Here is a 25,077-nt window from a genome sequence, read left to right on the forward strand (position 1 = left end):
TAAAATTATCTCCCTCGTTAATGGGTTTCTCATTGCTTTATAGGTTGGCGGTTAGAAAAAAATCGTGAGCCGAATTACCTCCACATTCTTACCGTTAAAAACAGTACTCATTTTAGTATTTCTCTATGAGCAGGATTGACAAAACAATCCAATTTCACATAAACAATCTATCCCAATTTCATTAACTCATTTGAGTATAATTCTTAACTTTAAGACCAATTTAACAATTCACCTACGTCTAAAACTAAAAATTTAAGCGTACTTATTTAACAAGAAAGCACTTACCTTTGCTTGATAATCGAATCTTTTACTTAAATCCATCAACAACATGAACATCAAAAAGCACCTCGTCCTACTCCTAATTCTAGCATTTGTAAGTTCTTGTAAAAAGAAACCTGTTGAAACGGATAACATTTTTAAATTCAGAGACTATATTAGTTACACCACTTCAGGATTAGTATCTGTTGCAGATCCTATAAAAATTACGCTTTCAGATACAGTAAGCGGATGGGAAATAGATAAAACACTACCAACTGACCTTATCAAATTAACACCTCACGTTCAAGGACAATTAAAAGCCATGAACAATCATACGCTTTTGTTTACACCAGATGAATCTTTAGAACCTGCTACAGAATATACCGTAAACGTTAAATTGGGTGAAATTTATAATACCATACCAAAGGATTTTGAAGATTATACGTTTCAATTTAAAACCATTACACCAAGTTTCAATATTACCACTCAAAACCTACAATCGTATAGTAAAGAATGGCAGTATATGTTTGCGCAATTACGATCGGCTGACGTGATTTCACTTAATGAAGCTAAAAAATTAGTCGCTGCTTCCCAAAACTCAAAATCTTTAAACTTAGTATGGAATGAAGCTAATGAAACTTCAAAATTCTTCGAGTTTAAAATAGACAGTATCAACCGTTTAGTTGAAGACAGTAAAATTGATATCGCATGGGATGGCTCTGCCATAAAAGCGGACAATAAAGGCGAAAACTTTATTACTATTCCTGGAAAAAATAATTTTACGATTGTAACGACAGAAGTTGTTCAGAGTCCAGAACAATTCTTATCACTTAACTTTTCAGATCCTTTAGTAAAGCAGCAAAATTTTGCTGGATTGGTATCGCTTCAAGGTGTTAAAAACCCAAAATATATTGTTGATGGTAATGTACTAAGAGTGTATCCAGACACTAAATTGGTTGGAGATATCCAAGTCGATGTCTTTAAAGGCATTAAAAACACCGATGGTTTCAAATTAAAAACACCGTTTTCAGAACTGGTAACTTTTGAAGAATTAAAACCTGAAGTCCGACTTATTAGCAACGGAAGTATTCTTCCAAATTCAAAAGAATTGAAATTCAATTTTGAAGCCGTTAACTTGAGTAAAGTCGATGTCAGAATCATTAAAATATTTGAAGATAACGTTCTTCAATTTTTACAAGATTACAACCTTAATAGTGGCGACCAATATGCTATTAAAAAAGTAGGTAGACGTATTGCAAAGGAGACCATCACTTTAATTCAAGAAGAAAATCAAAACACCGGAAAATGGAAAGCTTACAGTATTGATTTATCAAAATACCTTAAAGCAGACCCTGGTGCCATTTACAGAGTAGAATTAAGCTTCAAAAAAGACTATTCCCTCTATGATTGTTCATCAAACGCCGAAACGACCAGCATTGATGAAGATGATTACTACGACGATTATTACGAGGAAGATTACTACGCTTCTGAGGACCTTTCTGAGGAAGAAGAAGAGTTACGAGAAGAACGCTATTGGGACAATTTAACCTATAGCTACAGAAACACCAATTACCGTTGGAGAGATAGAGACAATCCTTGTACGGACTCCTATTACAATTACGGCAATCGCGTGGTGTCTCAGAATTTAATCAGTTCAGATCTTGGAATTATTGCGAAACAAGGCGCGGATAATACTTATCTATTTGCGATAACGAATATTCTAACAACTAGTCCAGAAAGTGGTGCAAAAGTCACACTATACAATTACCAACAACAAGAATTAGCAAATGGCATTACCAATAAAGACGGTATTATAAAAATCGATGCTAAACACAGAGCTGCTTTCGCGATTGCGACTAAAGGTAGTAATGTGAGTTATATTAAATTACACGATGGTATGTCCTTATCACTGAGTAAATTTGATGTGTCTGGTAACCGACTACAACGTGGACTTAAAGGCTACATCTACGCAGAACGTGGTGTTTGGCGACCAGGAGATAGTTTGTTTTTAACGTTTATGTTGAATGATGTTGCAAACAAACTACCAAAACGTCATCCTGTAAAATTAGAAATCACAGATCCTGTTGGAAAATTAGTGTACAGAAAAATCTCTATAGATAACCTTAATAATTTCTATGATTTCACAGTACCAACCTCAACAGATTATAAAACCGGAAATTATAATGCAAAGGTTTCTGTTGGAGGAGCTACATTTTCTAAAGGTTTAAAAATTGAAACGGTAAAACCAAACCGATTAAAAATCAAAATCGATTTTGAAAATGATATTTTAACCAACGACAAGCCACTTCAAGGAGATTTAAATGTGACGTGGTTACACGGCGCACCGGCAAAAAATTTAAAAGCTGAAATAAAAGCTAAATTTACCTCAAGCTACACCAGTTTTAAAGGGTATAAAAACTATGTATTTAACGATCCTACACGAACATTCAATTCTGAAGAAACCAATGTTTTTGAAGGCAACTTAGATGCCGAAGGTAATGCGGTCATCAATTCAAAACTGAATATTGGCAAAAATGCACCAGGCATGTTAACAGCTCAATTCTTAGTGCGAGCGTTTGAAAATGGAGGTGATTTTTCCCTTGATGCCTTCACCATGCCTTATGCACCTTACGAAAGTTTTGTTGGGTTACAATCACCAAAAGGTAACAATTATGGTTCATTCTTTACAGATGAAAATCACACATTTGATGTGGCTACAGTTACAGCTGAAGGACAACCTATTCAACGTAAAAATCTAGAAGTAAAGGTTTATAAAGTCGAATGGCGTTGGTGGTGGAATTCCTCTTACGATAACTTATCGAGTTACGTATCGAGCAATTATCACAGACCTGTGCAATCCTTTTCTGTGAATACAGATGCTAATGGAAAAGCAAATTTCAAACTAAAAATCCCAGAAGACGAACGCGGACGCTACTTAATTAGAGTGGTAGATCCTGTAAGTGGACATGCCACAGGAAGAACGGCTTATTTCTATAAAAACTGGTGGTCTACAAATCCTTCAGGTGATAAGGAAGCGGCTAAAATGTTAGTCTTTTCAACGGATAAAGAAAATTATAATGTTGGCGACACAGCAAAATTAACCTTTCCTTCAGGCTCAGAAGGTAGAGCTTTGGTAAGTATTGAAAATGGCTCCGAAGTGCTACAACATCAATGGGTAAAAACCAAGCCAGGCGAAACCACTATTGATATTCCTGTAACTTCAGCAATGGCACCAAATGTATTTATTAATATTTCATTATTACAACCGCATGCTATTACCTCTAACGATTTACCAATTCGTTTGTATGGTGTGATTCCTATGATGGTTGAGGATCCTTCGACAAAATTAGAGCCACAAATTAAAATGCCAGATGTGATTCAGCCGGAGCAATCTTACGAGATAAAAGTATCTGAAAAGCATAACAAATCTATGACCTATACTATTGCCGTTGTAGAAGAAGGCTTGTTAGATTTAACGCGTTTTAAAACACCAAATGCTTGGGATAGTTTCTATGCACGTGAAGCTTTAGGTGTAAAAACTTGGGATATTTTTGATGATGTTATTGGAGCGTATTCTGGAAGTATTGACCAAGTCTTCGCTATCGGAGGAGATGGAAGTGCTGCTGGTGGAAAAAACAAGAAAGCCAACCGTTTTAAACCTGTGGTGACGTATTTAGGGCCTTTCCTTTTAGATAAAGGACAAACAAAAACGCATCAGCTAAAAATGCCAAATTATATTGGTGCGGTTAGAGCTATGGTTGTAGCAGGTAATAATGCCACAGAAGCTTATGGAAGTGCCGAGAAATCGGTTCAGGTTAAAAAACCATTAATGGTGTTAGCGACTTTACCACGCAAATTGAGTCCTGGTGAAAAAGTAACACTTCCTGTGACGGTTTTTGCCATGGAAGACAAAGTGAAAAACGTGACTCTATCCTTAAAATTAAGTGATGGTATTGTCGTAAAAGGCGACACTTCCCAATCGATAAGATTCGATAAACCAGATGAAAAAATGGTGTATTTTGAATTGGACGTTACCAAAGCAAAAGGCATCAATACCATTGAAGTCATCGCTACAGGAAACGGAGAAAAATCAACCTATAAAGTTGAAATTGATGTAGAGAATCCTAATCCGTTTACATCGCGTGTTATTGATAATGAATTAGAGGCAAATGCCAAACAAACAATAGATATCACAACCTTTGGTGTTGTAGGAACAAATTCAGCAACGGTAGAATTTTCAACCTTACCACCAATGGACTTTACAGGTAGATTGCAATATTTAATCCGCTATCCACATGGCTGTTTAGAACAAACCACATCTGGTGTATTCCCGCAACTATTTTTAGCTGATATATTTGATTTAACGCCTCAGAAGAAAAAAGAAGTGCAAAGTAATATTGAAAATGGTATTAAACGTTTAGGCAATTTCCAACAACCTAATGGAGGCATGAGCTATTGGATGGGAGAAAACACCGCTAATGATTGGAGTACAAGTTATGCTGGCCACTTTATGATTGAAGCTGAGAAAAAAGGCTTTGTATTGCCATTAACGTTTAAGAGCAACTGGATTGCTTACCAACAACAAGCCTCTAGAAATTGGAGACCTAGTTATCGTGTTTATCATTCCGATTTGGCACAAGCCTATCGTTTATACACCTTAGCTTTAGCTGGTAGCCCAGATTTAGCAAGCATGAATAGATTGCGTGAGTTTGAAGAACTATCTAACGAAGCTAAATGGAGATTAGCAGCAGCTTATGCTTTAGCAGGACAACAAGAAGCGAGTGATGCGATTTCTAAAACAGCAAACATCAATTTCCAACCGTCTAAATCTAATTATTACACCTATGGTTCAGTAGATCGAAATAGAGCTATGGCTTTAGAAACGATGATTATTACGGGTAACCCAAAAGCTAGAGATTTAGCAAAAACCATTGCTAAAGACTTATCAAGCAATAATTGGATGAGTACACAAACAACGGCCTACAGTTTATTAGCCATGGGGAAAATGGTCGTTAAAAATGGAGGTAAAGATTTAAAACTGACTTATAGTATTAATGGTAAATCAGAAACTATAGACACTAAAAACGCTATTGCGCAACGCAGTATTCCTATTAATGATGGCACTAATCAACTTACCATTACTAACGCAAAAGACAATTTGGTTTATGTGAGAGTACTAAATTCTGGTAAATTGAAATTAGGCGAAGAATTAGCAGAACAACGTGGCTTTACTATTTCAACTGTATACAAAGATTTACAAGGCAACAAAATAGATATTAAAACGCTTCAACAAGGTCAAGATTTTGTAGCGACAGTAAGTATTTCCAACTTAACTAATGACTATGTACACGATGTGGCCTTAACGCAAATTTTCCCTTCAGGTTGGGATATTGTCAATACAAGATTTACAGCTTTTGGAGATACCACAGTAAGTCAAGCGAGATACACAGATATTAGAGATGACAGAGTGAATTTCTATTTCGATATGAATCCTAAAGGCAAACATGGTACCAAAACGTTTACCGTATTGCTGAATGCCTCTTACCTAGGCACCTATTATTTACCAGGCTCACAAGCCGAAGCCATGTATGATAATGACTATTTGGTGAGAAACAAAGGAGAATGGATTACTGTTGAGAAGTAAGTCGATGGAACGAGACCTTGCAGGTTTTAAAAACCTAGCAGGTCTGCTATGAAGAAACGTTATTGCGAGCATAGCGTGGCAATCTGTTTATCAATTACGTTACCATTTATAAGATTGCCACATCCTACGTCCTCGTAATGACAAAACAATTAAACTAAATACTCGCCGTCCGGAAGGCAAGAATCCTAGAAACAAAACCGCTAAAAATGTTTAACCTTAAATCACAAAATTATGATAAATTTAAAGCAGATTTTAGCGATTGGAATGCTCTTCACTGTCGCATTAGTAACAGCACAACAAAATGCTTACGTAGCAGCAGAAAGCGGATTATCCCTTAGAGACCAACCCGATGTAAGTGGCAAAATGCTAAGCAAATTAGCCTATGGCGAGGCCATTGGAGTACTTGAAAAAACAGATAAAAAATTAGTTGTGCTTGATGGCGAAAAAAAAGTAAGCGGAGAATGGGTAAAAGTTGAAACCCGAAATCATATTGGTTATGTGTTTAATGGCTACTTATCTTCAACAAAAATTTCTAAAACTATTCGATTAGATTTAGACCTATTGAATGTTGAAATAAAAAATTTAGCGACTAGCGATTACAAAAGACTTCATAACTTAAAACAAACCGACTCCACAACAATCCATGTCGATTTAGGGGCGTCACCTGAAAAAAAACAAATTGTTTTAATTGATAATGATTATAAACACGTGAGCATCTTTCAACGCTACGAAAATAGCATTTCTTTTATGAGTGCAGATAAAAAATGTGATGCTAATGACTGGAAACATTTTGATTCGGAATGGAAGCCATTAAAACAAACGAGATCTAATACTTTTGAAACATTAGCGTATACTGAAAATGATTGGAAACAATTTATTGACACTTCTGTAGAGGATTTAAAAACCGAAGTTATTGACCAATGTGGAGCAGATTGGTTAGACTATTTTAAGACGATAAAAAATGTGAAGGATTATCCTATTGGAGTTGCAACAAATCGTGTTTTTCTTAAAATCATTTTGACCGATTTTGAAGATAATATCACTGAAAAAATCATAGAATTTGATATGCCAAATGGCTGCTAGTTTAATATAAATAAGACTTGATAGGTTTAAGATCTGTCAAGTCTTATTTTCATTTACTTCACTTTAATTAAAACGTAACATGAATTTACTTTTAGTTTAAGTTGCGTCATAAATATTTCAAAAGTCCAAGAAAACATTTAACAGCTTTAAATATATAGATAACTTTGCTTAACAAGTTTTAAGTAAGCGTTCGGTAAATTATTTATGCATAGATTAATTCATTTTTTTAAGCGAAATAAAATAAAATCCTTAGTGGTTTTAATACTTTTAGGTGCTTATTATTTTTGTTTACCAAAGACATTATTTAAAGATCCAACAGCAACTGTTATTACAAGTCAATCAAATGAATTATTAGGCGCCTTAATTGCCGACGATGGCCAGTGGAGATTTCCCGCTAATGATAGTGTTCCAGAAAAATTCAAAACTTGTATTCTTCAATTTGAAGATGAATATTTTTACAAACATCCTGGTTTTAATCCGGTTTCAATCTTTAAGGCTTTAAAAGGTAATCTAAGTTCTGGCACTATAAAACGAGGCGGAAGTACCTTAACACAACAAGTCATTCGATTATCTCGAAAAGGACAATCACGTACCTATTTTGAAAAACTAAAAGAACTCATTTTAGCCACACGATTAGAGTTCAGATTGTCTAAAGATGACATTTTAAATCTTTATGCCAGTCATGCTCCGTTTGGAGGAAATGTTGTTGGCATAGACGCAGCATCTTGGCGTTATTTTAATCGAAATGCCTATAATTTATCTTGGGCCGAAAGTGCCACTTTAGCGGTTTTACCCAATGCTCCAAGTTTAATCTATCCTGGAAAAAATCAAATACGATTATTAGAAAAACGCAATCGGTTACTAAAAAAGCTTCATAAAAATGGCACGATAGACGAACTTACATATAAGCTATCTATTGCTGAAGGCTTACCGCAAAAGCCCTATCCATTACCACAAATCGCACCTCATTTACTTCAAAAAACAGCAAAAAAACATAAAGGTAAACGTGTAAAAACCACGGTTAACATAGCGCTTCAAGAACAAACTAATAGCATTGTAAAGCAACATTACAACCGCTTAAAACAAAATGAAATTTATAATATTTCCGTTTTGGTTTTAGATGTAAAAACAAGAGAGGTTTTAACTTACGTGGGCAATTCGCCTACAGACAAAGCCCATCAAAACAGTGTTGATATTATTGACAAACCCAGAAGTACAGGAAGTATATTAAAACCCTTTTTATATGCTGCCATGTTAGATGCAGGTGATGTATTACCCAACACTCTAATTGCAGATGTACCTACACAATTTGGAAGTTATCACCCCGAAAACTATAACCAAACTTACGATGGCGCTGTACATGCTAATGAAGCGTTATCACGTTCTTTAAATGTTCCTATTGTTAACATGCTTCAAGAGTTTGGATTAGATCGGTTTTATCATTACCTCAAAGCGCTTCAACTTAAAGATTTAAAATACAACGCCAACCATTATGGCTTGTCTTTAATACTTGGAGGTGCAGAAAGCAATCTTTGGGATTTGTGTAAAAGTTATGCTGCTATGTCTTCGACTTTAAATCATTTTAATGCCAATTCTAGTCAGTATTTCAATAATGAATTTTGCCAGCCAATTTACAATTCAAAACAATCTGTTGATTTCGGAAAACTATCTACAGAAAAAGAAGTCTTTGATGCCGCTTCCATTTATCTCACCTATGAAAGCATGAAACAAGTTAACCGACCACAAAGTGATGAAAGCTGGGAATACTATGATTCTTCTCAGGAAATTGCATGGAAAACAGGAACAAGTTTTGGTTTTAGAGATGCTTGGGCAATCGGAACCACCAAAGACTATGTGGTTGGCGTTTGGGTTGGTAATGCCGATGGAGAAGGACGGCCTGGTTTAGTTGGAGTGCAAGCATCTGCACCTATTTTGTTTGAAGTTTTTGACTTACTACCAAAAAGCGACTGGTTTGCAATGCCATATGACGAAATGTTAGAAGTTAATATCTGTAAAAAAAGTGGGTATCGTGCATCATCTATTTGCGATGAAACCGAAATGCGTTATATACAAGCAAGCGGAAAGAAAACCGAGCCTTGCCCTTATCATAAATTAGTCCATTTAGATGCTTCTGAACAGTTTCAGGTAAACACTTCATGTGAAGCCATTTCAAACATTAAAAATAAATCTTGGTTTATTTTACCTCCTTTACAAGCCTATTATTTTAAAACTAAAAACCCGTTTTACAAACCGTTACCACCTTACAGAGCAGATTGCACTGAATCCATTGGAACTCCCATGGAATTTATTTACCCAAATCAACAAAGTACTATTTATTTGCCAAAAGATTTTGACGGTAATATTAATGAGTTAATCTTAAAAGTAGCGCATTCGAAACCTGAACTAGAATTGTATTGGTACGTTGATAGTGAATATATTGGAAGCACAAAAGACATTCACGACATGGCTATTCTTCCAAGTTCTGGAAACCATATCATCACCGTTATAGACGAATTAGGAAACGAACTAAAACATAAAATTACAATTTCAGAGTAATTACATTCACCCTTAAATCCTTATTTTTACAGAAATTAATCAACTTATTATTATGGAAACTGTACAGTTTATACATTCAACATGGGCTTATTTAGTACTTCTAGTATTAGTACTTGCTACATTTAATGCACTAATTAAATTTTTTGGCGACAAGGAATTTGATGCAAAAGATTTTAGAATTTCATTATTTGCACTAATAACAATGCACATTCAATTGCTCATTGGTATTGTATTGTTTTTTATGAAAGATTATTTTTCAGTAATAGAACAAGTTGGAGGTATGGGAGAAGTAATGGGAAACAAAGCTTTAAGAAATCTCATTGTAGAACACCCACTAACTATGATAATTGCAATAGCGTTATTAACTATAGGCTATTCAAAGCACAAAAAGAAATTAACATCTAAACCAAAATTTAAAATGCTAGCTATTTTTTATACCTTAGCTTTAGTTTTAGTCTTGGCTAAAATTCCGTGGAACCTTTGGTTTTAAAACCCAACTTATTACATATAAAAAAAGCGTCTAAATAGTATTTAGACGCTTTTTTAGTTTCACAATTTCGCTTATTCTATTTCTTTAACTAAGTAGATATACACAGGGAAGTGATCGCTATAACCACCCGAAAGTCCGGCATCAACCATACGATAAGGATAGTCTTTATAACGTCCTTCTTTATTAGTTAAATAAGACTTATTAAAAATTCCTGCTTTATAAAATCTAAATGAAGAATAGTCTTTTTCTAAAAATGGTTGCGTGAATAAAATCATATCAAACAAACTCCAAGCATCTCTGTAACCAGTTGTTCCTAAACCTTTTTTCTTATATAGGTTTTCATAAGGGTTATAAACACCTTTTAACTTTACTTTATCTTTGTCTGCTTCGGTTTTTAACTCCTTTTTCATACTGTCATTTATAGGGTTATCGTTAAAATCTCCCATTGTAATAACTTTAGCATAAGGATCTATAGATTGTAAAGAATCTATAATACGCTTGTTTAATTTTCCTGCAGCAACACGTTTAAATCTACTTCTTGCTTCGCCTCCACTTCGAGATGGCCAGTGATTAACAATAATATGAATTAAATCACCTTCTAATTCACCACTAACCAATAACTGATCTCTTGTATATACACGTTCTCTTGAAGAATCATCATAAATAAGTAACTCATGAGAGCTTGTTTCAATAGGCTTAAAAAGTGCTTTTTGATATAGTAAAGCGACATCAATTCCTCTCTTATCAGGAGAATCAAAATGAACAATACCATAATCTTTATTCAATAACTGAGGGTCATTAACCAAATCTACAAGTACTTGTCTGTTTTCAACTTCAGAAACTCCAATTATTGCAGGTGAGTTTTTAGTGTCTTTAAGACCTATATCAGCAACTACTTTTGCCATATTTTTAAGCTTCTTTTCATAAGCTTCTGCTCTTAGAGCTTGATTTAGCTCCATAATAGGACTTGCTTCATCATACTTAGTAGTATCATTTATAGTGTCAAATAAATTTTCTAAGTTATAAAAAGCAACCGTATGGATTTTATACTTTTTCTTTTCCTGTGCATTTGTACTTATAAACGCAAAAAGAAGCATTACTATTAAAGTGAGTTTTAAATTTTTCATTTAGTAGATGTTATGTTAACATTAATTACTTTACAAATCTTGAGCCAAAAGTAGATATTTATTATAAATAATGTAAATTTGCACGCCTTAAATAACTTTTATTTAATGTACAAAGATTAATAACTTTAAAATTAGGTATGAAAAAAAGTTTAATTATTTTATTATTTGGAATTTTTTCTTCCTTTACAATGATGGCGCAAAGCACCATTATTAAAGGTAGTGTAAAAGATGCTACATCCTCAGAACCAATCCCTGATGTAACTATTACCATTGAAGAAACTCAACAATCAACTTTAACAAATGGTTTCGGTGAATTTATTTTCTCTAGCAACGTACCATTAGGAGAACAGGTTTTAAAAATCTCAAAAACAGGTTACGAAACAAAACGTTATCCTATTATTGTTAACGAAGGACAAACCGTGAATATTACGGATATGACTTTAGACTTGGACGTTTCAGACGTGCAAGATATGTTTACAATTACACTTTCTGACGACGAGCTAAATGACGACACAAGTGGTGCAGATAATATTTCTGGATTACTATCTTCTTCATTAGATATTTTTCAAAGAACAGCTGCTTTTGAATTTAGTTCTTCATTCTTCAAAGTAAGAGGTTTAGATTCTGAAAACGGTTCAGTTTTAATGAACGGTATTGAAATGAATAAGCTTTATAACGGAAGACCACAATGGAGTAACTGGGGCGGATTAAATGATATGATGCGTAACCAAGTATTAACAACTGGTCTTACTCCTTCAGATTATAATTTTGGCGGTATTTTAGGATCATCTAATATTATTACAAGAGCATCTTCTTACAGAAAAGGTGGACGTATAACATATTCATCATCTAATAGAAGTTATACAAATCGTGCTATGGCTAGTTATGCTTCTGGTTTAGTTGAAGGAGGCTGGTCTTACGCTTTTATGATTGGAAGACGTTGGGGAGATGAAGGTTTTATAGACGGAACATTATATGATTCTAACTCATTTTTCGCTTCTATAGAAAAGAAAATAAACGACAAGCACAGTATTAACTTTACTTCGGTTTATACTCCTAATAGAAGAGGAAAATCTTCACCAAATACACAAGAAGTTTATGACCTAAAAGGGATTAAATACAATGAGTATTGGGGAAATTTAGACGGAGAACAACGTAATTCTCGTATTAAAGAAGTTGAAGAACCAATTTTTATGTTGAATCATTATTGGGACATTTCTTCTAAAACAAAATTAAACACCAATGTTGGTTACCAATTTGGTAAATTAGGAAACAGTAGATTAGATTACAGTGGTGGTGGTAACCCAAGTCCTGCTTATTACCAATTACTACCTAGCTATCACGAACAAAGAGATGATCTTGTAGGTGCTTATTTAGCACAACAGAAATTTGTTGATGATGGACAAATAGATTGGGAACGTATTCTAGATGCTAACGTAACCAACAACATTAATGACATTAGCTCTGCATATGCTTTATACGAAGACAGAGCAGATGACACTCAATTAACAGTTAACTCAATCTTCACTTCTGAAATTAATGACAACATCATTATTAATGGAGCTGTAAACTACAAAAATTTAAAATCAGAAAACTTTGGTGAAGTTTTAGACTTATTAGGATCTGAGGTAGGTTTATTAAACGTAGATTCTTTTGATGGTTTTGAGTACGATAATAAAAACCCTGGACGTTTAGTAGGCGAAGGAGATAAATACAGATATAACTATAACTTATATGCAGATGTGATCTCGGCTTATGCACAAGGGCAGTTTAAATACAATAAAGTAGATTTTTATGTTTCTGCTAATGTAACAAGCACAACATACCAAAGAGAAGGTTTATGGGAAAACAGTAGATTTGACGGCCTTGATGGACGACCAGAATCTTATGGTAAAGGTGAAGAACTTTCTTTTACTGGTGTAGGTGCAAAAGCAGGATTTACGTATAAAATTTCTGGGAAACACTTAATTGATGTTAATGGAGGGTACCTTACAAGAGCCCCTAACCTAAGAAACACATACTCTAACTCTAGAGAAAACCATAATATCGTAAAAAATATTAGTGAAGAAACCGTAACTTCATTTGATGCAAGTTATATTTTTAGATCTCCAATTGTTAACGCTAAAATTACAGGATTCTATTCTAAAATTGAAGATGCTAATGAAGTTGGATTCTATTATGCAGATGGTTTAAGTGGAGGAAATGATATTGAAGATAATGACACGTCTGCTTTTGTACAAGAAGTTTTACAAGGTATAGATAAAAAACACTTAGGTGTAGAATTAGGAATTGAAGCACAAGTAACACCAACTATTAAATTAAAAGGTGCTGCTTCTGTTGGTCAATATACTTATGACAACAATCCTGATTTATATTTAACCTCAGCTAGCTTTAATACAGCAGATGGTTCTATTCCTTATGGTAAAGCTAATCTAAAAGATTATAAACTTGCTGGTGGACCTCAAAGAGCTGCTTCTATTGGGTTTGAATATAGAGACCCTAATTTCTGGTGGTTTGGTGCAACAGCTAACTTTTTCTCTCATGCTTACATAGATGTAAATGCATTAACAAGAACAGAGAATTTTTATTTAGATTCAGACGGATTACCTATTAATGATTATGATGAAGAATTAGCTACTGAATTACTAAAACAAGAAAAGATTAGCGACTATATGGTGGTAAACCTTGTTGGTGGTAAATCATGGAAAGTTGGTGATTATTATATCAGTCTTTTTGCTAGCGTTGGTAACATCTTAGACGAAGTTTATAAAACAGGTGGTTTTGAGCAAGGTAGAAATGCTAACTATAGAGAACTTAGAGATGATAATGCTGATGGCAACCCTAGGTTTGGCTCAAAATATTGGTATGGTCGTGGTGCCAATTATTTTGTTAACTTAAACGTACGATTCTAAAAAAAGAAAAATTAATAAATAAAATTACTATTATGAAATGTTTAAATTTCATAAATTCAATAATTATAAATAAAAAAGTTATGAATAAAGCGATTAAATCTTTAAAATTAATGTTAATCCTAGTAGCTTCCGTAGCTATTACATCTTGTGTACAAGATGACGATTATACTATTCCTAGTAGTTTAGGAGACGAAGAAAATAAAGCTCTTACATTATTGCTAGAGACTGGAAATGAATTATCGTTCGCAGAAGTTAAAGCATTATATCAAGGTGGAGAGTTCATTGAGCCTGAAGATACTAATGTCTATGTAAAAGGATATGTGTCATCATCTGACCAAACTGGAAACTTTTTTAAAGAGTTTTTCATTCAAGATAGTCCAACAAACCCTACATCAGGTTTAAAAGTTATTTTAAATCAAGTTGATACATACAACCAATTCAATTTAGGAAGAGAAGTATATATCAGCTTACAAGGTCTTTATATTGGTGAAGAACGTGTTGGAAACGGAGTAATTACTATTGGTGGAGGAACTGAAACTGATCAATACGGTACTACTGTAACAAGTTTAAATGAAATTCAAATAAGACAAAAAGTTTTAAGATCTTCAGTTACAGAAACTATTACACCTTTAAATATAGGTTTAACTGCTATTACTGGTGACCATGTTGGTTTATTAGTTAAAGTTGACAATGTAGAATTTGCTGATAATTTAGCTGGAGAAAATTATTTTGATTCATCTGAAGTTTATGACACACAAAGAATCTTACAAGATTGTAGTGGTTTTACTTACCCACAATTTATATTAGAAACGAGTAGTTTTGCAAGTTTTAAAAATGAAAGATTACCTATATACAACGGATCAATTACTGCTGTAGTTAGTAAAACTTTTGATGGATCTAGTTTAGTATTAGCCTTAAATACAACTGATGATGTGGATATGGTAAACCCAAGATGTACATTATTAGATATTGAAGATTTTGAAATTGTTTTTAACGAAGGCTTTGATAGTGGTTTAGGTGATTGGGAAGTTATCAATACATTAGGTACACAGGAATGGTATGCTAGTAACTACCAAGGAGAAGGTTATGTAAGAGGATCTGCTTATGATGATGGTGACATAGTAGAAATGATTAGCTGGTTAATATCGCCTTCAATAAATTTTGATGCTAATGAAAATGAACGTCTTATTCTACAAGTTGCAGATGCTTTCAGTAATGGACAACCATTAAAAGCTTATTACTCTAATGATTATGTAGCAGGTACCAATCCTGATGATGCTACATGGACAGAAATAGGAGCTTCAGAAATTGCTGCTTTACCTGAGAATACTGGTTTCTTCAACAATGTTTATGATGCTACTGGCCTAATTAATATTTCAATGATTAGTGGTGATGCTGTTCTAGCATTTGTTTATGACAGTGATGATGCTTCAATATCTTCTACTTTAGATTTAAGTAATGTGCAAATTTTAGCGCAATAGAAATTTTTATAAAAGAATAAAAAAAAGACTGTCTGAAAAGACAGTCTTTTTTTATGTAAATATTTGACTAAACACATCTGCCCAAGGTGTAACTATTATGTTTTATTTAATTAATAGTCATTTAGTGTAAATCACTATATTTATAACCTTAAAAAAAGGATATCACCTATATGTTAGACACCATATATATTTCAATATTTAACCACTATAAGAAAGCTTTAGGAAAAAAAAGTATCAATATAGCCTTACTTTATATTTGTACTCTAGAGCTATCTATAGCACTTGCATTAGGTGCCTTTTTTATAGCTTTTGCTAGTCAGATGAAAATGCTAGTAATGTCTTCTACTAAGTTTTGGGTATTATTCTCATTAATCGCATTGTTTATCATTTCTAAAAACTGGATGCGCTATAATGGAAAGAAAAGAACAATACTTAACGCTAAGTCCAAGCGCAGTGATACATCTATCTATTTATTATGGCTTTTGCCTTTAGGATGCTTCGCAATAGCTTTTATACTGCTTCAGGTGCAATAAAAAACGCCACCCATTCGGATAGCGTTGTATTTTAATATAATTGATATAGAAAGTAACTTATTCTGCTTTCTTTTCTTTACTGCAACATTCTTTTTTACAATCTGCTTTACAAGCTTTTTTTTCAGCTTCAGATTTATTAGCGCAACATTCCTTTTTGCAATCTGCATCACACGCCTTTTTTCCTAAACCAAAGTCTTCGACCTTATGTATATCTTTAACTTTGTAGATGTCTGCTACTTTGCTAACAGCTTCTTCTAAAGATTTAGGTGTTACTTTAGCTTCGTCATATTCTACCATTGCTAAACGTGAATCAAAATCTACTTTTGCAGATTTTACTCCTTCCATTTTAGCCATTTTCTTTTCAATGGTTTTTGCACAACCCATAGCACAAGTCATTCCTTCAATACCAAATTCTACTTTGACATAAGTTGCATTTGGATCTAAAGTATGAGCAACATCTTTTTCAGAAACTTCTACCTCTACGGTTTTAACTTCTGGTTGTGTTTCGTTTTTACAAGACGAGATTGTTATCGCTAATATTGAAACGAAAAATATATTCTTTAATGCCTTCATATATTTAAACTATTAAATTTTGTATAAATCTAATAAATATTGGTGTTTCTTGCATATGAATTAACGAATTTTGTGATTTAATAGCTGCAAATAAGTATGAAAGACCTTAATATTAAGTGGATTTACCTGTTAATACTTTCCATTATTTGGGGAAGCTCATTTATTTTAATCAAAAAATCACTTTTAGGTCTTACGGCTTATCAATTAGGCGCGCTCAGAACTATTATAACTGGCCTAATTCTTTTAACTTTTGGCTTTAATAAACTTAAAACGATACCTAAATCGAAGTGGAAATGGCTTCTCCTCTCTGGCCTCTTAGGTTCTTTTATTCCTGCTTTCTTTTTTGCCATTGCTGAAACTGAAATAGATAGTGCTGTGGCTTCTATATTAAATTCTTTAGTTCCTTTAAATACTATTTTGTTTGGGTTTGCTGTATTTAAAATTACCTCAACAAAACGACAGGTTTCAGGTGTTATCATTGGCTTTATTGGTACTGCTATCCTAATTTTAAAAGGTTCAGAATTAAATCCCAATCAAAATTATATATATGCTGGTTTTGTTATTGCATCCACAATAATGTATGCTGCCAATGTAAATATTATAAAACGTTATTTACAAGATATAAAACCATTAGCGATTGCAGCTGGTAATTATGCTTTTATAGTAATACCTGCATTAATTATTCTCGTTTTTAGCGACTTTTTCACATCCAAAACTTTTGAGAATCCTGCTTTTATAAATGCCTTTATTTATGTTACCATTCTTTCTGTTTTTGGCACCGCAATAGCAAAAGTGTTATTTTTTAAGTTGGTACAAATTTCTACACCTGTATTTGCATCGTCAGTAACTTATATCATGCCTATTGTAGCCTTAATTTGGGGTATTATAGATGGCGAATCTTTTAGCTTTATTCAGGGACTTGCTGCTTTATTAATATTAGTGGGCGTTTATTTATCTCATAACCGTAAGGCATAAAAAAACCGAAGCTCTCGCTTCGGTTTTAATATATTATCTAAGACAATTTCTGATTAATCGAAATCAGCATCAGAAACACCTTCGTTTACTTTTATTTCTTTTACAATAAAATCAAATTTACGTGGTCCCATTGTTTGAGAAATTTTAAAAGGGAACATAATTCCATCAACTTCTTTATAATCTGCATAGAATGTAGATTGAGAACCCATTGGAGATGTTTTCTCTTCTTTAATTTTTAAGCCTGTTTCAACACTATAGAAAATAGACGTTATATCATCTACTTTTACTTTATAAGCATTTTCTCCATCAACTTTTTCTATCTTTTCTAAAGTAACACCACCACTTAAATAGTTAACTTCTGGAAAAGGAGATGATTCTGCTTTAGCATCTTTAAGTTCGTCTTCGCTCATATCTTTACGTTGACCTTGCATAACCATATAACCACCATCTACACCAACAACAGTTTTCATAACCGACTGTCCCATTGCTGTAATCTCTTGTGCAAACTGTTTTTTACTTGTTTTTTTCATTTCAAGATTCATCATTACACCTGGCTGTAACTCTGCTTCCGCCATCATTTTAACAGAATTTACACCATCTAAACGCTCTTTACCACCAATTTTAGCGATATATGCGTTTAAAACTTTAGTAACATCCATATCTGCTGGCATTGGAATGTCGTAAGTTGGCTTTTCTACTGAATTAGCGTATGCATCGTAATACTTAATTGGAATCCCTGTTTTTTCAAGGTTTTCTATGACATCACTTCCTTTACCAACGATAACAACTCTAGCATTTTCTGTCTTTAAATATTTATTAGCAACTCTTTGTACATCTTCTACACTAACATCATTAATTTTCTGTAAATATGTAGAATAGAAATCTTTAGGTAAATCATTCAACTTTATGTTTAAAGCGTAATTAGCAACTGTTTGAGGACTTTCTAACCCCATAATAAAATTACCAACATATTTTGCTTTAGCATCTTTAAGTATTTGAGGATCTACAGGTTCCGTTTTAATACGATTAATCTCTTTTAAAGCCTCAACAACAGCACTATCTGTAACCATATTTCTTACTTTAGCCGAAGCATTAAAACGTCCTGCACCATATCTGTTTGCTCTTAAGCTAGAATAGGCACCGTAAGTATAACCATGTTCTTCACGAAGGTTTTTGAATAAGTAACCTTCACCTCCACCACCTAAGATGTTGTTTGTGATTAAAGCAGCATGGTAATCTTCATCATTCATCTTCAAATCTACATTGTTGGTAATAGATATGCTAGACTGCGTTGCTGTTGGCATATCAACAAAGTTAATTTGAGTGTATTGTGCATTAGGGTTAACCTTAGGAAGTGTTGTAGTTATATCAACAGATTTTTTCCAATTACCAAAGTGTTTTTTTATTTGCTTTTTAACTGTTTTAAAATCTACATCACCAATTACAACTAAATAAGCATTGTTTGGATTAAAATATTTCTCGTAAAATGCTAAAGCATCACCAAATGATACATTGTTAATAGTTTCTTCTGTAACAAATTCTCCATAAGGGTGTTTTGTTCCATAAGATAATGCATCACCTACACGACTACCAATAGCATCAATACTCTTTTCGTTTTGCTTTAAGCTTTCAATTAGCTTAGTCTTTTCTTTATCAAACTCTTCTTCAGTTAATAATGGGTTTAATGCTGCATCTGCCATTAATTCTAAAATACGATCAGAGTATTTAGTTAATGAACTTGCAAAACCACCACTAAAACCAAAATTAAGTCTAGCACCTAAGAAATCGATTTCTTCGTTAAATTCATCTTTAGAAATTGACGTTGTTCCATTTCCTAACATGCTTCCAATTAAGCTTTCTACTCCAGCTTTTTTTCCTGTAGCAATAGGCTTATTATCTATTCTTAAAGAGTAAGATACTCTTGGCAACTTGTGGTTTTCAACAACTAATACTTTTAAGCCGTTTTTTAATTCAAATTCCTGAGGAACTTCTAATGTAATTTCAGGCTCTGGTCCAGCTTTTGGCTGTTTAGATCTATCTATTTGTGCATTAACACCTATAGTTACTAAAAACAATAGGATAAATGCAGATAATTTTGTTTTCATAATATATGTTGTTTTCATCTTACTGATCTTCTTTTTTAGGTAAATATTCTATTTCAACACGCTGATTTGGGCTTAAATACTTTTTAGCTACAGCTTGAATTTCTTCTCTTGTAATAGATCTGTAAATGTCTATTTCTTTGTTAATTAAATTTACATCGCCGTATAATAAGTAGTACGTTGCTAAAGAACTTGCAATACCTGCAATACTAGAGTTAGCGTTTACAAATTGGTTTTCAAATTGATTTAATAATTTTTGATGATCACGTTCTGAGATTAATTCATTTTGCATTTTAGCAACTTCTACATCAATTTCAGATAACAATGTACTTAACTCTACCTCTCCTAAAGGAATAGCAAATAATGCAAATATGCTGTAATCCATTTGTGAAATGTTTACCGCTTGTACTGCTAACGCTTGTTTTTGTTGATCTACTAATTTCTTATACAAAACAGAACTTTTACCTCCACTTAAGTAAGATGAAATCATGTCTAAAATATAAGCATCACGTGTTCCATGGCCTGGTGTTCTATAAGTTGCTATAATTGCAGGCACTTGAATGTTTTTATCAAAAGCTTGAGCTTTAATTGTCTCAGTAATAGGCTCTTCTTTTGGGAAGTTTCTAACCACTTCTGGTCTTTTCTTAACAGCGCTAAAATAATCTCTTACTAATTTCTTAGTTTCTTCAATATCTATATCTCCTGCAACTACTAAAACAGCATTATTAGGACCATAATATTTATCAAAATAGGCATTAAACTCTTCTAAAGTTGCTGCATCTAAATGCTCCATATACCCAATATTAGGATCTTTATAAGGGTGTACTTTAAAAAGATTAGAACCAATAGCTTCTAAAATACCACCATAAGGCGCATCATAACGTTGACGTTTTTCTTCTTTTACAACTTCATTTTGAGTATCTACTCCAACTTGGTCTATAACAGGGTGTAACATACGCTCTGACTCTAACCATAATCCTAATTCTAATTTATTAGAAGGAAAAATTTCGTAATAATACGTTCTGTCTTGAGACGTATTAGCGTTAAACGTTCCTCCATTAGCTGGAATAATTTTCATGAATTCTCCACGTCCAATGTTTTCAGAACCTTCAAATAAAAGGTGTTCAAAAAAGTGAGCAAAACCCGTACGAGCTCTATCTCCATCTTTTCCTCCTACATCATACATTACAGAAGTAATAACCACTGGTGCTGTGTTATCTTGATGCAAGATTACATGTAATCCATTGTCTAAATCAAACTCTTCGAATTCTACTTGTTGAGCTGTTGAATTAAATCCAACCAACAACAAAATAGCTAGAGTAAATAAGCCTTTTTTCATTATTAAGTGTGTTTAAATTTAAATTGTTTTAAATATTTGTCTTTACTAAATGCTTTTTGTTACATGAAGTCTCACAAAAATAAGGAATGATTTGTCTTTTTAACATAATTAAGTGTAAAAACTCAATTAATAACTTTCTGCCGTTCTCTGTTTTTTTTAATAATTACTTACGAGCTTACAAAAACAGCTTGAAAAGCCTTAAAACGTTTGTAGATTAATAATTTAGGAGTATATTTGCATCCGCTTTCTGAGAAGAAGGCTATTTTATTTAACAAACAAATTAATAAAAACGTTACGCTATGTACGCAATTGTAGAGATAGCAGGGCATCAATTTAAAGTTGAAAAAGACCAAAGAGTTTTTGTTAACCGTTTAGCAACAGAAGAAGGTTCGAAAGTAGATTTCGATAACGTTCTTTTAATTGGAGATGGTAACAATGTAACTTTAGGCGCCCCAGCTATAGATGGAGCACAAGTAAGTGCAAAAGTCTTAAAGCACCTTAAAGGTGATAAAGTAATAGTCTTCAAAAAGAAAAGACGTAAAGGTTACCGTGTTAAAAATGGACACAGACAATCTTTAACTGAAATCGTAATTGAAAGCATTACAGCTTCTGGAGCTAAAAAAGCTGCTCCTAAAAAAGAAGCAAAGAAAGCTGAACCAAAAGCAGAAGCGAAAGCTAAAAAAGCAACTGGTAAAGCTGATGATTTAAAGAAAATTGAAGGTATTGGTCCTAAAATCGCATCTACATTAGTAGAAGCAGGTATCGCTACTTACGCTGATTTAGCTAAAGCTAAGCCAGAAGCAATTTCTGAAATCATTGCAGATGTTCGTGGTAACCATGTTACTGATACTTGGCCAGCTCAAGCACAATTAGCTGCTGATGGTAAGTGGGACGAACTTAAAAAATGGCAAGACGAATTAGATGGTGGTAAAGCTTAATTGCCAAACCACTTAAGTATAACAATATAAAACCTTAGATCATGGCTCATAAAAAAGGAGTTGGTAGTTCGAAGAATGGTAGAGAATCAGAATCAAAACGTTTAGGCGTTAAGATATTTGGTGGACAAGCTGCTATTGCTGGAAACATCATTTTAAGACAACGTGGTAATACACATCACCCAGCTGAGAACGTATACCAAGGAAAAGATCATACTTTACATGCTAAAGTTGACGGTCTAGTAAAATTTACTAAGAAAAAAGATAACAAATCTTACGTTTCTATTGAACCTTTCGAGGCTTAAGAAACATATTTCTTTATAATTTATAAAACCCTTTCTATTTTTAGAGAGGGTTTTTTATTTTACTCAAATACCTTTATAAAAACACAACCGGACTTAATAACCTATTATTTAATAGTAGAACCAAATACTAATCCGTTTGGCAAGGCTAATTATATAATCTCCATCTTTTTTAATAGGAAACTCGCATTCATATTTTGACAAACACCTTGTTTCAATTTATAGTCAAAAAAGAGTTCATCATTAATGATTTCTGCATCAAAGTAGTAATTTTTTACAGCTTCTAACTCGGTTTCAATTTCAGTAAGACTTAAATCGTGAGTAGCAATGATTCCTGTAGCATTTTGTTTTACCAGTTTCTCTACAAATTTTCGAGAGCCAATAGCTTTATCTGTACTGTTGGTTCCTTTTAAAATTTCATCTAAAATCACAAAATAATTTTTATCATTTTCAATGGTGTCAACCACAAATTTTAATCGCGTAAGCTCACTAAAGAAATACGAACTATCATCGGTTAACGAATCGGTTGTTCGCATACTTGTAATTAGCTTAATTGGCTTGTATTTACTTTGTTTCGCACAAATAGGCAATCCAACATTGGCCATCACAATATGAAGCGCAACAGTTCTTAAAAACGTGCTTTTTCCTGCCATATTTGCTCCTGTTACAATAAAGAATTGTTCTTCTTCAAGCTTTAAATTACTATCTACTCGTTTTTCAGGATTTAATAGTGGATGCCCTAAGCCCTCTGCTAAAATTGTCACAGGTTCTTCGGTTAATATTGGATAGGTAAATTTTTGATGATTAAAAGCATAGTTTCCAAAGCTATTAAAAGCATCAAAAAACGTCACCACTTCAAACCAATCATCAACCTTATGTCCATATTTACTAATCCATTGTTCTATCTTATAAGTTTGCCTTATGTCTAAAAGCAAAAGACCGTTACCAAATATCGCAGATATTAAATTATTTCGATTGTCTAAAGCATCTAAAGCTTTTGAAAATTTAGAAAATATCTCAGAGGCTTTCATACCTTCAGATTGAATTTTCTGTTGTTGCTCATTGAGTAGCGGAGATTTAAATTCATTATTTTCAATTAACTCTAACAAAAAAGCATATTGTTTAAATGTATCCTTAGCCATTTCAGTATTCTGAGCAACTAAATTTATTTTCTTCAAATAAAATGCGGTTATTCCTAACCCTAAAATTAACCATCCTAACAACAAATAACCTGAACGTTCCATTGGAATAACCTCAAGAACACCTAAAGTCAATATAAGCACTGAAATAACACTATAAGCAATTGTAAACCAATAATGAAAAAGATTTAAAAACGGTTTGTAATCCTTAAGCCAATTTATAATTGATGTTGCAGAATGCTCTACCTCTACACCTTGGGAAACACCTGAATAATTTTGTCTCCATTTTGGTAACGATGCTAATTCTTGTATCGCTTTTTGTCTATTTTCAATATTAGAAATATCATTAGCAAGCAATTGCTGCGTCAACTTTTCCGTCCCTTCTTTTATGGTTGTTCTATTTATATATTGAAAGAAGGAACCTTTCCCAAATAAATCGATATCGAGACTAAAAAAATGCTTCGGATTTTGAAATTGAGAACCGTCTGGTCTCCCATCAAAATTCCCTTTGGCAATTTTTAATTCATCTTCATTTATTGTAATCAGCCGTTTGTGTAAATTTCTTTTCGACTTTAAATCTGTATATCTAGAAAGCAAAAAGAGAAAGAGCGCCATTCCTGCAACTCCAATCCCAACTGCAATTTTCCAATTTTGATAGGTAAAATAGATTCCTACTCCCGTAAGAATAAAAATAGAGAGTCTTAGTATACTATAAAGACTAAGTTGTTTAAATATACGCTTAGACTCAGCTTTATTAATTTCTAATTGTTCTGTATAAAAAGAATTTGGGTTTTGCATAATGCTAAATTAAAAAATCCCAAGATAAGACTTTACCTTGGGATTCTGTATTTTGTAATTCCTGCTTTAACAGGGATTTATTAACCTTTTAATGTTGCCGACAAATACTCACGATTCATACGTGCAATATTTTCTAAAGAGATACCTTTAGGACATTCTACTTCACAAGCTCCAGTATTGGTACAGTTACCAAAACCTTCTTCATCCATTTGTCTTACCATATTTAAAACTCGGTCAGTAGCTTCTACTTTACCTTGTGGTAATAATGCAAATTGAGACACTTTTGCTCCAACAAATAACATGGCGCTAGAATTTTTACAACTCGCTACACAAGCACCACATCCAATACAAGTAGCCGCTTCAAAAGCTTTATCTGCATCGTGTTTGTTTACAGGTATTGAGTTAGCATCAATAGTATTTCCAGAAGTGTTTACAGAAATAAAACCTCCTGCATGCTGAATACGATCAAAAGATGTTCTATCTACAATTAAATCTTTAATAACAGGAAAAGCGGTTGCTCTAAATGGCTCAATTGTAATTGTATCACCGTCTTTAAACATTCTCATGTGTAATTGACAAGTAGTAATACCACGATCTGGACCATGAGCTTCTCCATTAATGTATAAAGAACACATTCCACAAATTCCCTCACGACAATCATGATCAAAAGCAATTGGGCTTTCATCTTTATTAACTAACTGCTCGTTTAAAACATCTAGCATTTCTAGGAAAGACATGTCTGGAGAAATATCGTTGACTTTATAATCAACCATTTTTCCTTTATCACTAGCGTTTTTTTGACGCCAAATTTTTAGTGTTAAATTCATTGC

Annotated in this window: 16 protein-coding genes; 10 read left to right on the forward strand and 6 right to left on the reverse strand. The window is 33.2% G+C overall.

Annotation, left to right across the window (positions count from 1 at the left end; translation table 11 throughout):
* Positions 1-328: 328 nt before the first annotated feature.
* From VDP25_RS07320 to VDP25_RS07335, 4 genes are all read left to right on the forward strand, one after another.
* The gene (locus VDP25_RS07320) at positions 329-5,902 is read left to right on the forward strand and encodes an MG2 domain-containing protein (protein ID WP_334468302.1); all 5,574 of its coding nucleotides are present in this window, start codon (positions 329-331) and stop codon (positions 5,900-5,902) included.
* A 231-nt stretch (positions 5,903-6,133) separates the two neighbouring features.
* Complete coding sequence (locus VDP25_RS07325) at positions 6,134-6,985, forward strand: SH3 domain-containing protein (protein ID WP_334468304.1); 852 nt, start codon at positions 6,134-6,136, stop codon at positions 6,983-6,985.
* 204 nt (positions 6,986-7,189) lie between these two features.
* Positions 7,190-9,541, forward strand: a complete 2,352-nt coding sequence (gene pbpC / locus VDP25_RS07330; protein ID WP_334468306.1) for a penicillin-binding protein 1C — start codon at positions 7,190-7,192, stop codon at positions 9,539-9,541.
* A gap of 49 nt (positions 9,542-9,590) precedes the next feature.
* Positions 9,591-10,031 (forward strand): hypothetical protein, encoded by a 441-nt coding sequence (locus VDP25_RS07335; protein WP_334468405.1) that lies wholly within the window; start codon positions 9,591-9,593, stop codon positions 10,029-10,031.
* 71 nt (positions 10,032-10,102) lie between these two features.
* On the opposite strand, the gene VDP25_RS07340 is transcribed toward VDP25_RS07335, so the two are convergent.
* On the reverse strand, positions 10,103-11,158 hold the full coding sequence (locus VDP25_RS07340) for an endonuclease/exonuclease/phosphatase family protein (RefSeq protein ID WP_334468308.1): 1,056 nt from the start codon (positions 11,156-11,158) through the stop codon (positions 10,103-10,105).
* A gap of 137 nt (positions 11,159-11,295) precedes the next feature.
* On the opposite strand from VDP25_RS07340, the gene VDP25_RS07345 reads away from it, so the two are divergent.
* The 3 genes from VDP25_RS07345 (at position 11,296) to VDP25_RS07355 (ending at position 16,084) form a co-directional block, all read left to right on the forward strand.
* Positions 11,296-14,070 (forward strand): TonB-dependent receptor, encoded by a 2,775-nt coding sequence (locus VDP25_RS07345; RefSeq protein WP_334468310.1) that lies wholly within the window; start codon positions 11,296-11,298, stop codon positions 14,068-14,070.
* A gap of 80 nt (positions 14,071-14,150) precedes the next feature.
* Positions 14,151-15,551: a DUF5689 domain-containing protein gene (locus tag VDP25_RS07350; protein WP_334468312.1), complete on the forward strand. Its 1,401-nt coding sequence runs from the start codon at positions 14,151-14,153 to the stop codon at positions 15,549-15,551.
* Between the two features lie 170 nt (positions 15,552-15,721).
* On the forward strand, positions 15,722-16,084 hold the full coding sequence (locus tag VDP25_RS07355; protein ID WP_334468314.1) for a hypothetical protein: 363 nt from the start codon (positions 15,722-15,724) through the stop codon (positions 16,082-16,084).
* A gap of 57 nt (positions 16,085-16,141) precedes the next feature.
* On the opposite strand, the gene VDP25_RS07360 is transcribed toward VDP25_RS07355, so the two are convergent.
* A complete protein-coding gene (locus tag VDP25_RS07360) occupies positions 16,142-16,657 on the reverse strand; it encodes a heavy metal-associated domain-containing protein (RefSeq protein ID WP_334468316.1) in 516 nt (171 codons plus the stop codon).
* A gap of 96 nt (positions 16,658-16,753) precedes the next feature.
* On the opposite strand from VDP25_RS07360, the gene VDP25_RS07365 reads away from it, so the two are divergent.
* Complete coding sequence (locus VDP25_RS07365) at positions 16,754-17,632, forward strand: DMT family transporter (RefSeq protein ID WP_334468318.1); 879 nt, start codon at positions 16,754-16,756, stop codon at positions 17,630-17,632.
* Positions 17,633-17,685: 53 nt separating this feature from the next.
* Here the strand turns inward: VDP25_RS07365 and VDP25_RS07370 are convergent, their stop codons facing one another.
* Together VDP25_RS07370 and VDP25_RS07375 are read right to left on the reverse strand one after the other, a co-directional pair.
* Positions 17,686-19,737, reverse strand: a complete 2,052-nt coding sequence (locus tag VDP25_RS07370; RefSeq protein WP_334468320.1) for a M16 family metallopeptidase — start codon at positions 19,735-19,737, stop codon at positions 17,686-17,688.
* 19 nt (positions 19,738-19,756) lie between these two features.
* A complete protein-coding gene (locus tag VDP25_RS07375) occupies positions 19,757-21,073 on the reverse strand; it encodes a M16 family metallopeptidase (RefSeq protein ID WP_334468322.1) in 1,317 nt (438 codons plus the stop codon).
* Between the two features lie 299 nt (positions 21,074-21,372).
* On the opposite strand from VDP25_RS07375, the gene rplU reads away from it, so the two are divergent.
* Both rplU and rpmA read left to right on the forward strand, forming a co-directional pair.
* Positions 21,373-22,011 (forward strand): 50S ribosomal protein L21, encoded by a 639-nt coding sequence (gene rplU, locus VDP25_RS07380; protein ID WP_215928236.1) that lies wholly within the window; start codon positions 21,373-21,375, stop codon positions 22,009-22,011.
* A gap of 41 nt (positions 22,012-22,052) precedes the next feature.
* Positions 22,053-22,313, forward strand: coding sequence for a 50S ribosomal protein L27 (gene rpmA / locus VDP25_RS07385; protein WP_179337340.1), 261 nt, complete (start codon positions 22,053-22,055; stop codon positions 22,311-22,313).
* 149 nt (positions 22,314-22,462) lie between these two features.
* On the opposite strand, the gene VDP25_RS07390 is transcribed toward rpmA, so the two are convergent.
* A complete protein-coding gene (locus VDP25_RS07390; protein WP_334468328.1) occupies positions 22,463-24,247 on the reverse strand; it encodes a MutS-related protein in 1,785 nt (594 codons plus the stop codon).
* A gap of 80 nt (positions 24,248-24,327) precedes the next feature.
* On the reverse strand, positions 24,328-25,074 hold the full coding sequence (locus tag VDP25_RS07395) for a succinate dehydrogenase/fumarate reductase iron-sulfur subunit (protein ID WP_215928238.1): 747 nt from the start codon (positions 25,072-25,074) through the stop codon (positions 24,328-24,330).
* Positions 25,075-25,077 lie beyond the last annotated feature (3 nt).

Source organism: Winogradskyella sp. ECml5-4, from assembly GCF_036903175.1.
In the GTDB taxonomy this organism is placed as follows: Bacteria; Bacteroidota; Bacteroidia; order Flavobacteriales; family Flavobacteriaceae; genus Winogradskyella; species Winogradskyella damuponensis.

Bases quoted from the DNA above. Each gene is read 5' to 3' on its own strand.
- VDP25_RS07390 (WP_334468328.1), bottom strand. From the start codon at position 24,247: ATGCAAAACCCAAATTCTTTTTATACAGAACAATTAGAAATTAATAAA.
- rplU (WP_215928236.1), top strand. From the start codon at position 21,373: ATGTACGCAATTGTAGAGATAGCAGGGCATCAATTTAAAGTTGAAAAA.
- VDP25_RS07360 (WP_334468316.1), bottom strand. From the start codon at position 16,657: ATGAAGGCATTAAAGAATATATTTTTCGTTTCAATATTAGCGATAACA.
- rpmA (WP_179337340.1), top strand. From the start codon at position 22,053: ATGGCTCATAAAAAAGGAGTTGGTAGTTCGAAGAATGGTAGAGAATCA.
- pbpC (WP_334468306.1), top strand. From the start codon at position 7,190: ATGCATAGATTAATTCATTTTTTTAAGCGAAATAAAATAAAATCCTTA.
- VDP25_RS07350 (WP_334468312.1), top strand. From the start codon at position 14,151: ATGAATAAAGCGATTAAATCTTTAAAATTAATGTTAATCCTAGTAGCT.
- VDP25_RS07345 (WP_334468310.1), top strand. From the start codon at position 11,296: ATGAAAAAAAGTTTAATTATTTTATTATTTGGAATTTTTTCTTCCTTT.
- VDP25_RS07370 (WP_334468320.1), bottom strand. From the start codon at position 19,737: ATGAAAACAAAATTATCTGCATTTATCCTATTGTTTTTAGTAACTATA.
- VDP25_RS07365 (WP_334468318.1), top strand. From the start codon at position 16,754: ATGAAAGACCTTAATATTAAGTGGATTTACCTGTTAATACTTTCCATT.
- VDP25_RS07325 (WP_334468304.1), top strand. From the start codon at position 6,134: ATGATAAATTTAAAGCAGATTTTAGCGATTGGAATGCTCTTCACTGTC.
- VDP25_RS07355 (WP_334468314.1), top strand. From the start codon at position 15,722: ATGTTAGACACCATATATATTTCAATATTTAACCACTATAAGAAAGCT.
- VDP25_RS07320 (WP_334468302.1), top strand. From the start codon at position 329: ATGAACATCAAAAAGCACCTCGTCCTACTCCTAATTCTAGCATTTGTA.
- VDP25_RS07375 (WP_334468322.1), bottom strand. From the start codon at position 21,073: ATGAAAAAAGGCTTATTTACTCTAGCTATTTTGTTGTTGGTTGGATTT.
- VDP25_RS07340 (WP_334468308.1), bottom strand. From the start codon at position 11,158: ATGAAAAATTTAAAACTCACTTTAATAGTAATGCTTCTTTTTGCGTTT.
- VDP25_RS07395 (WP_215928238.1), bottom strand. From the start codon at position 25,074: ATGAATTTAACACTAAAAATTTGGCGTCAAAAAAACGCTAGTGATAAA.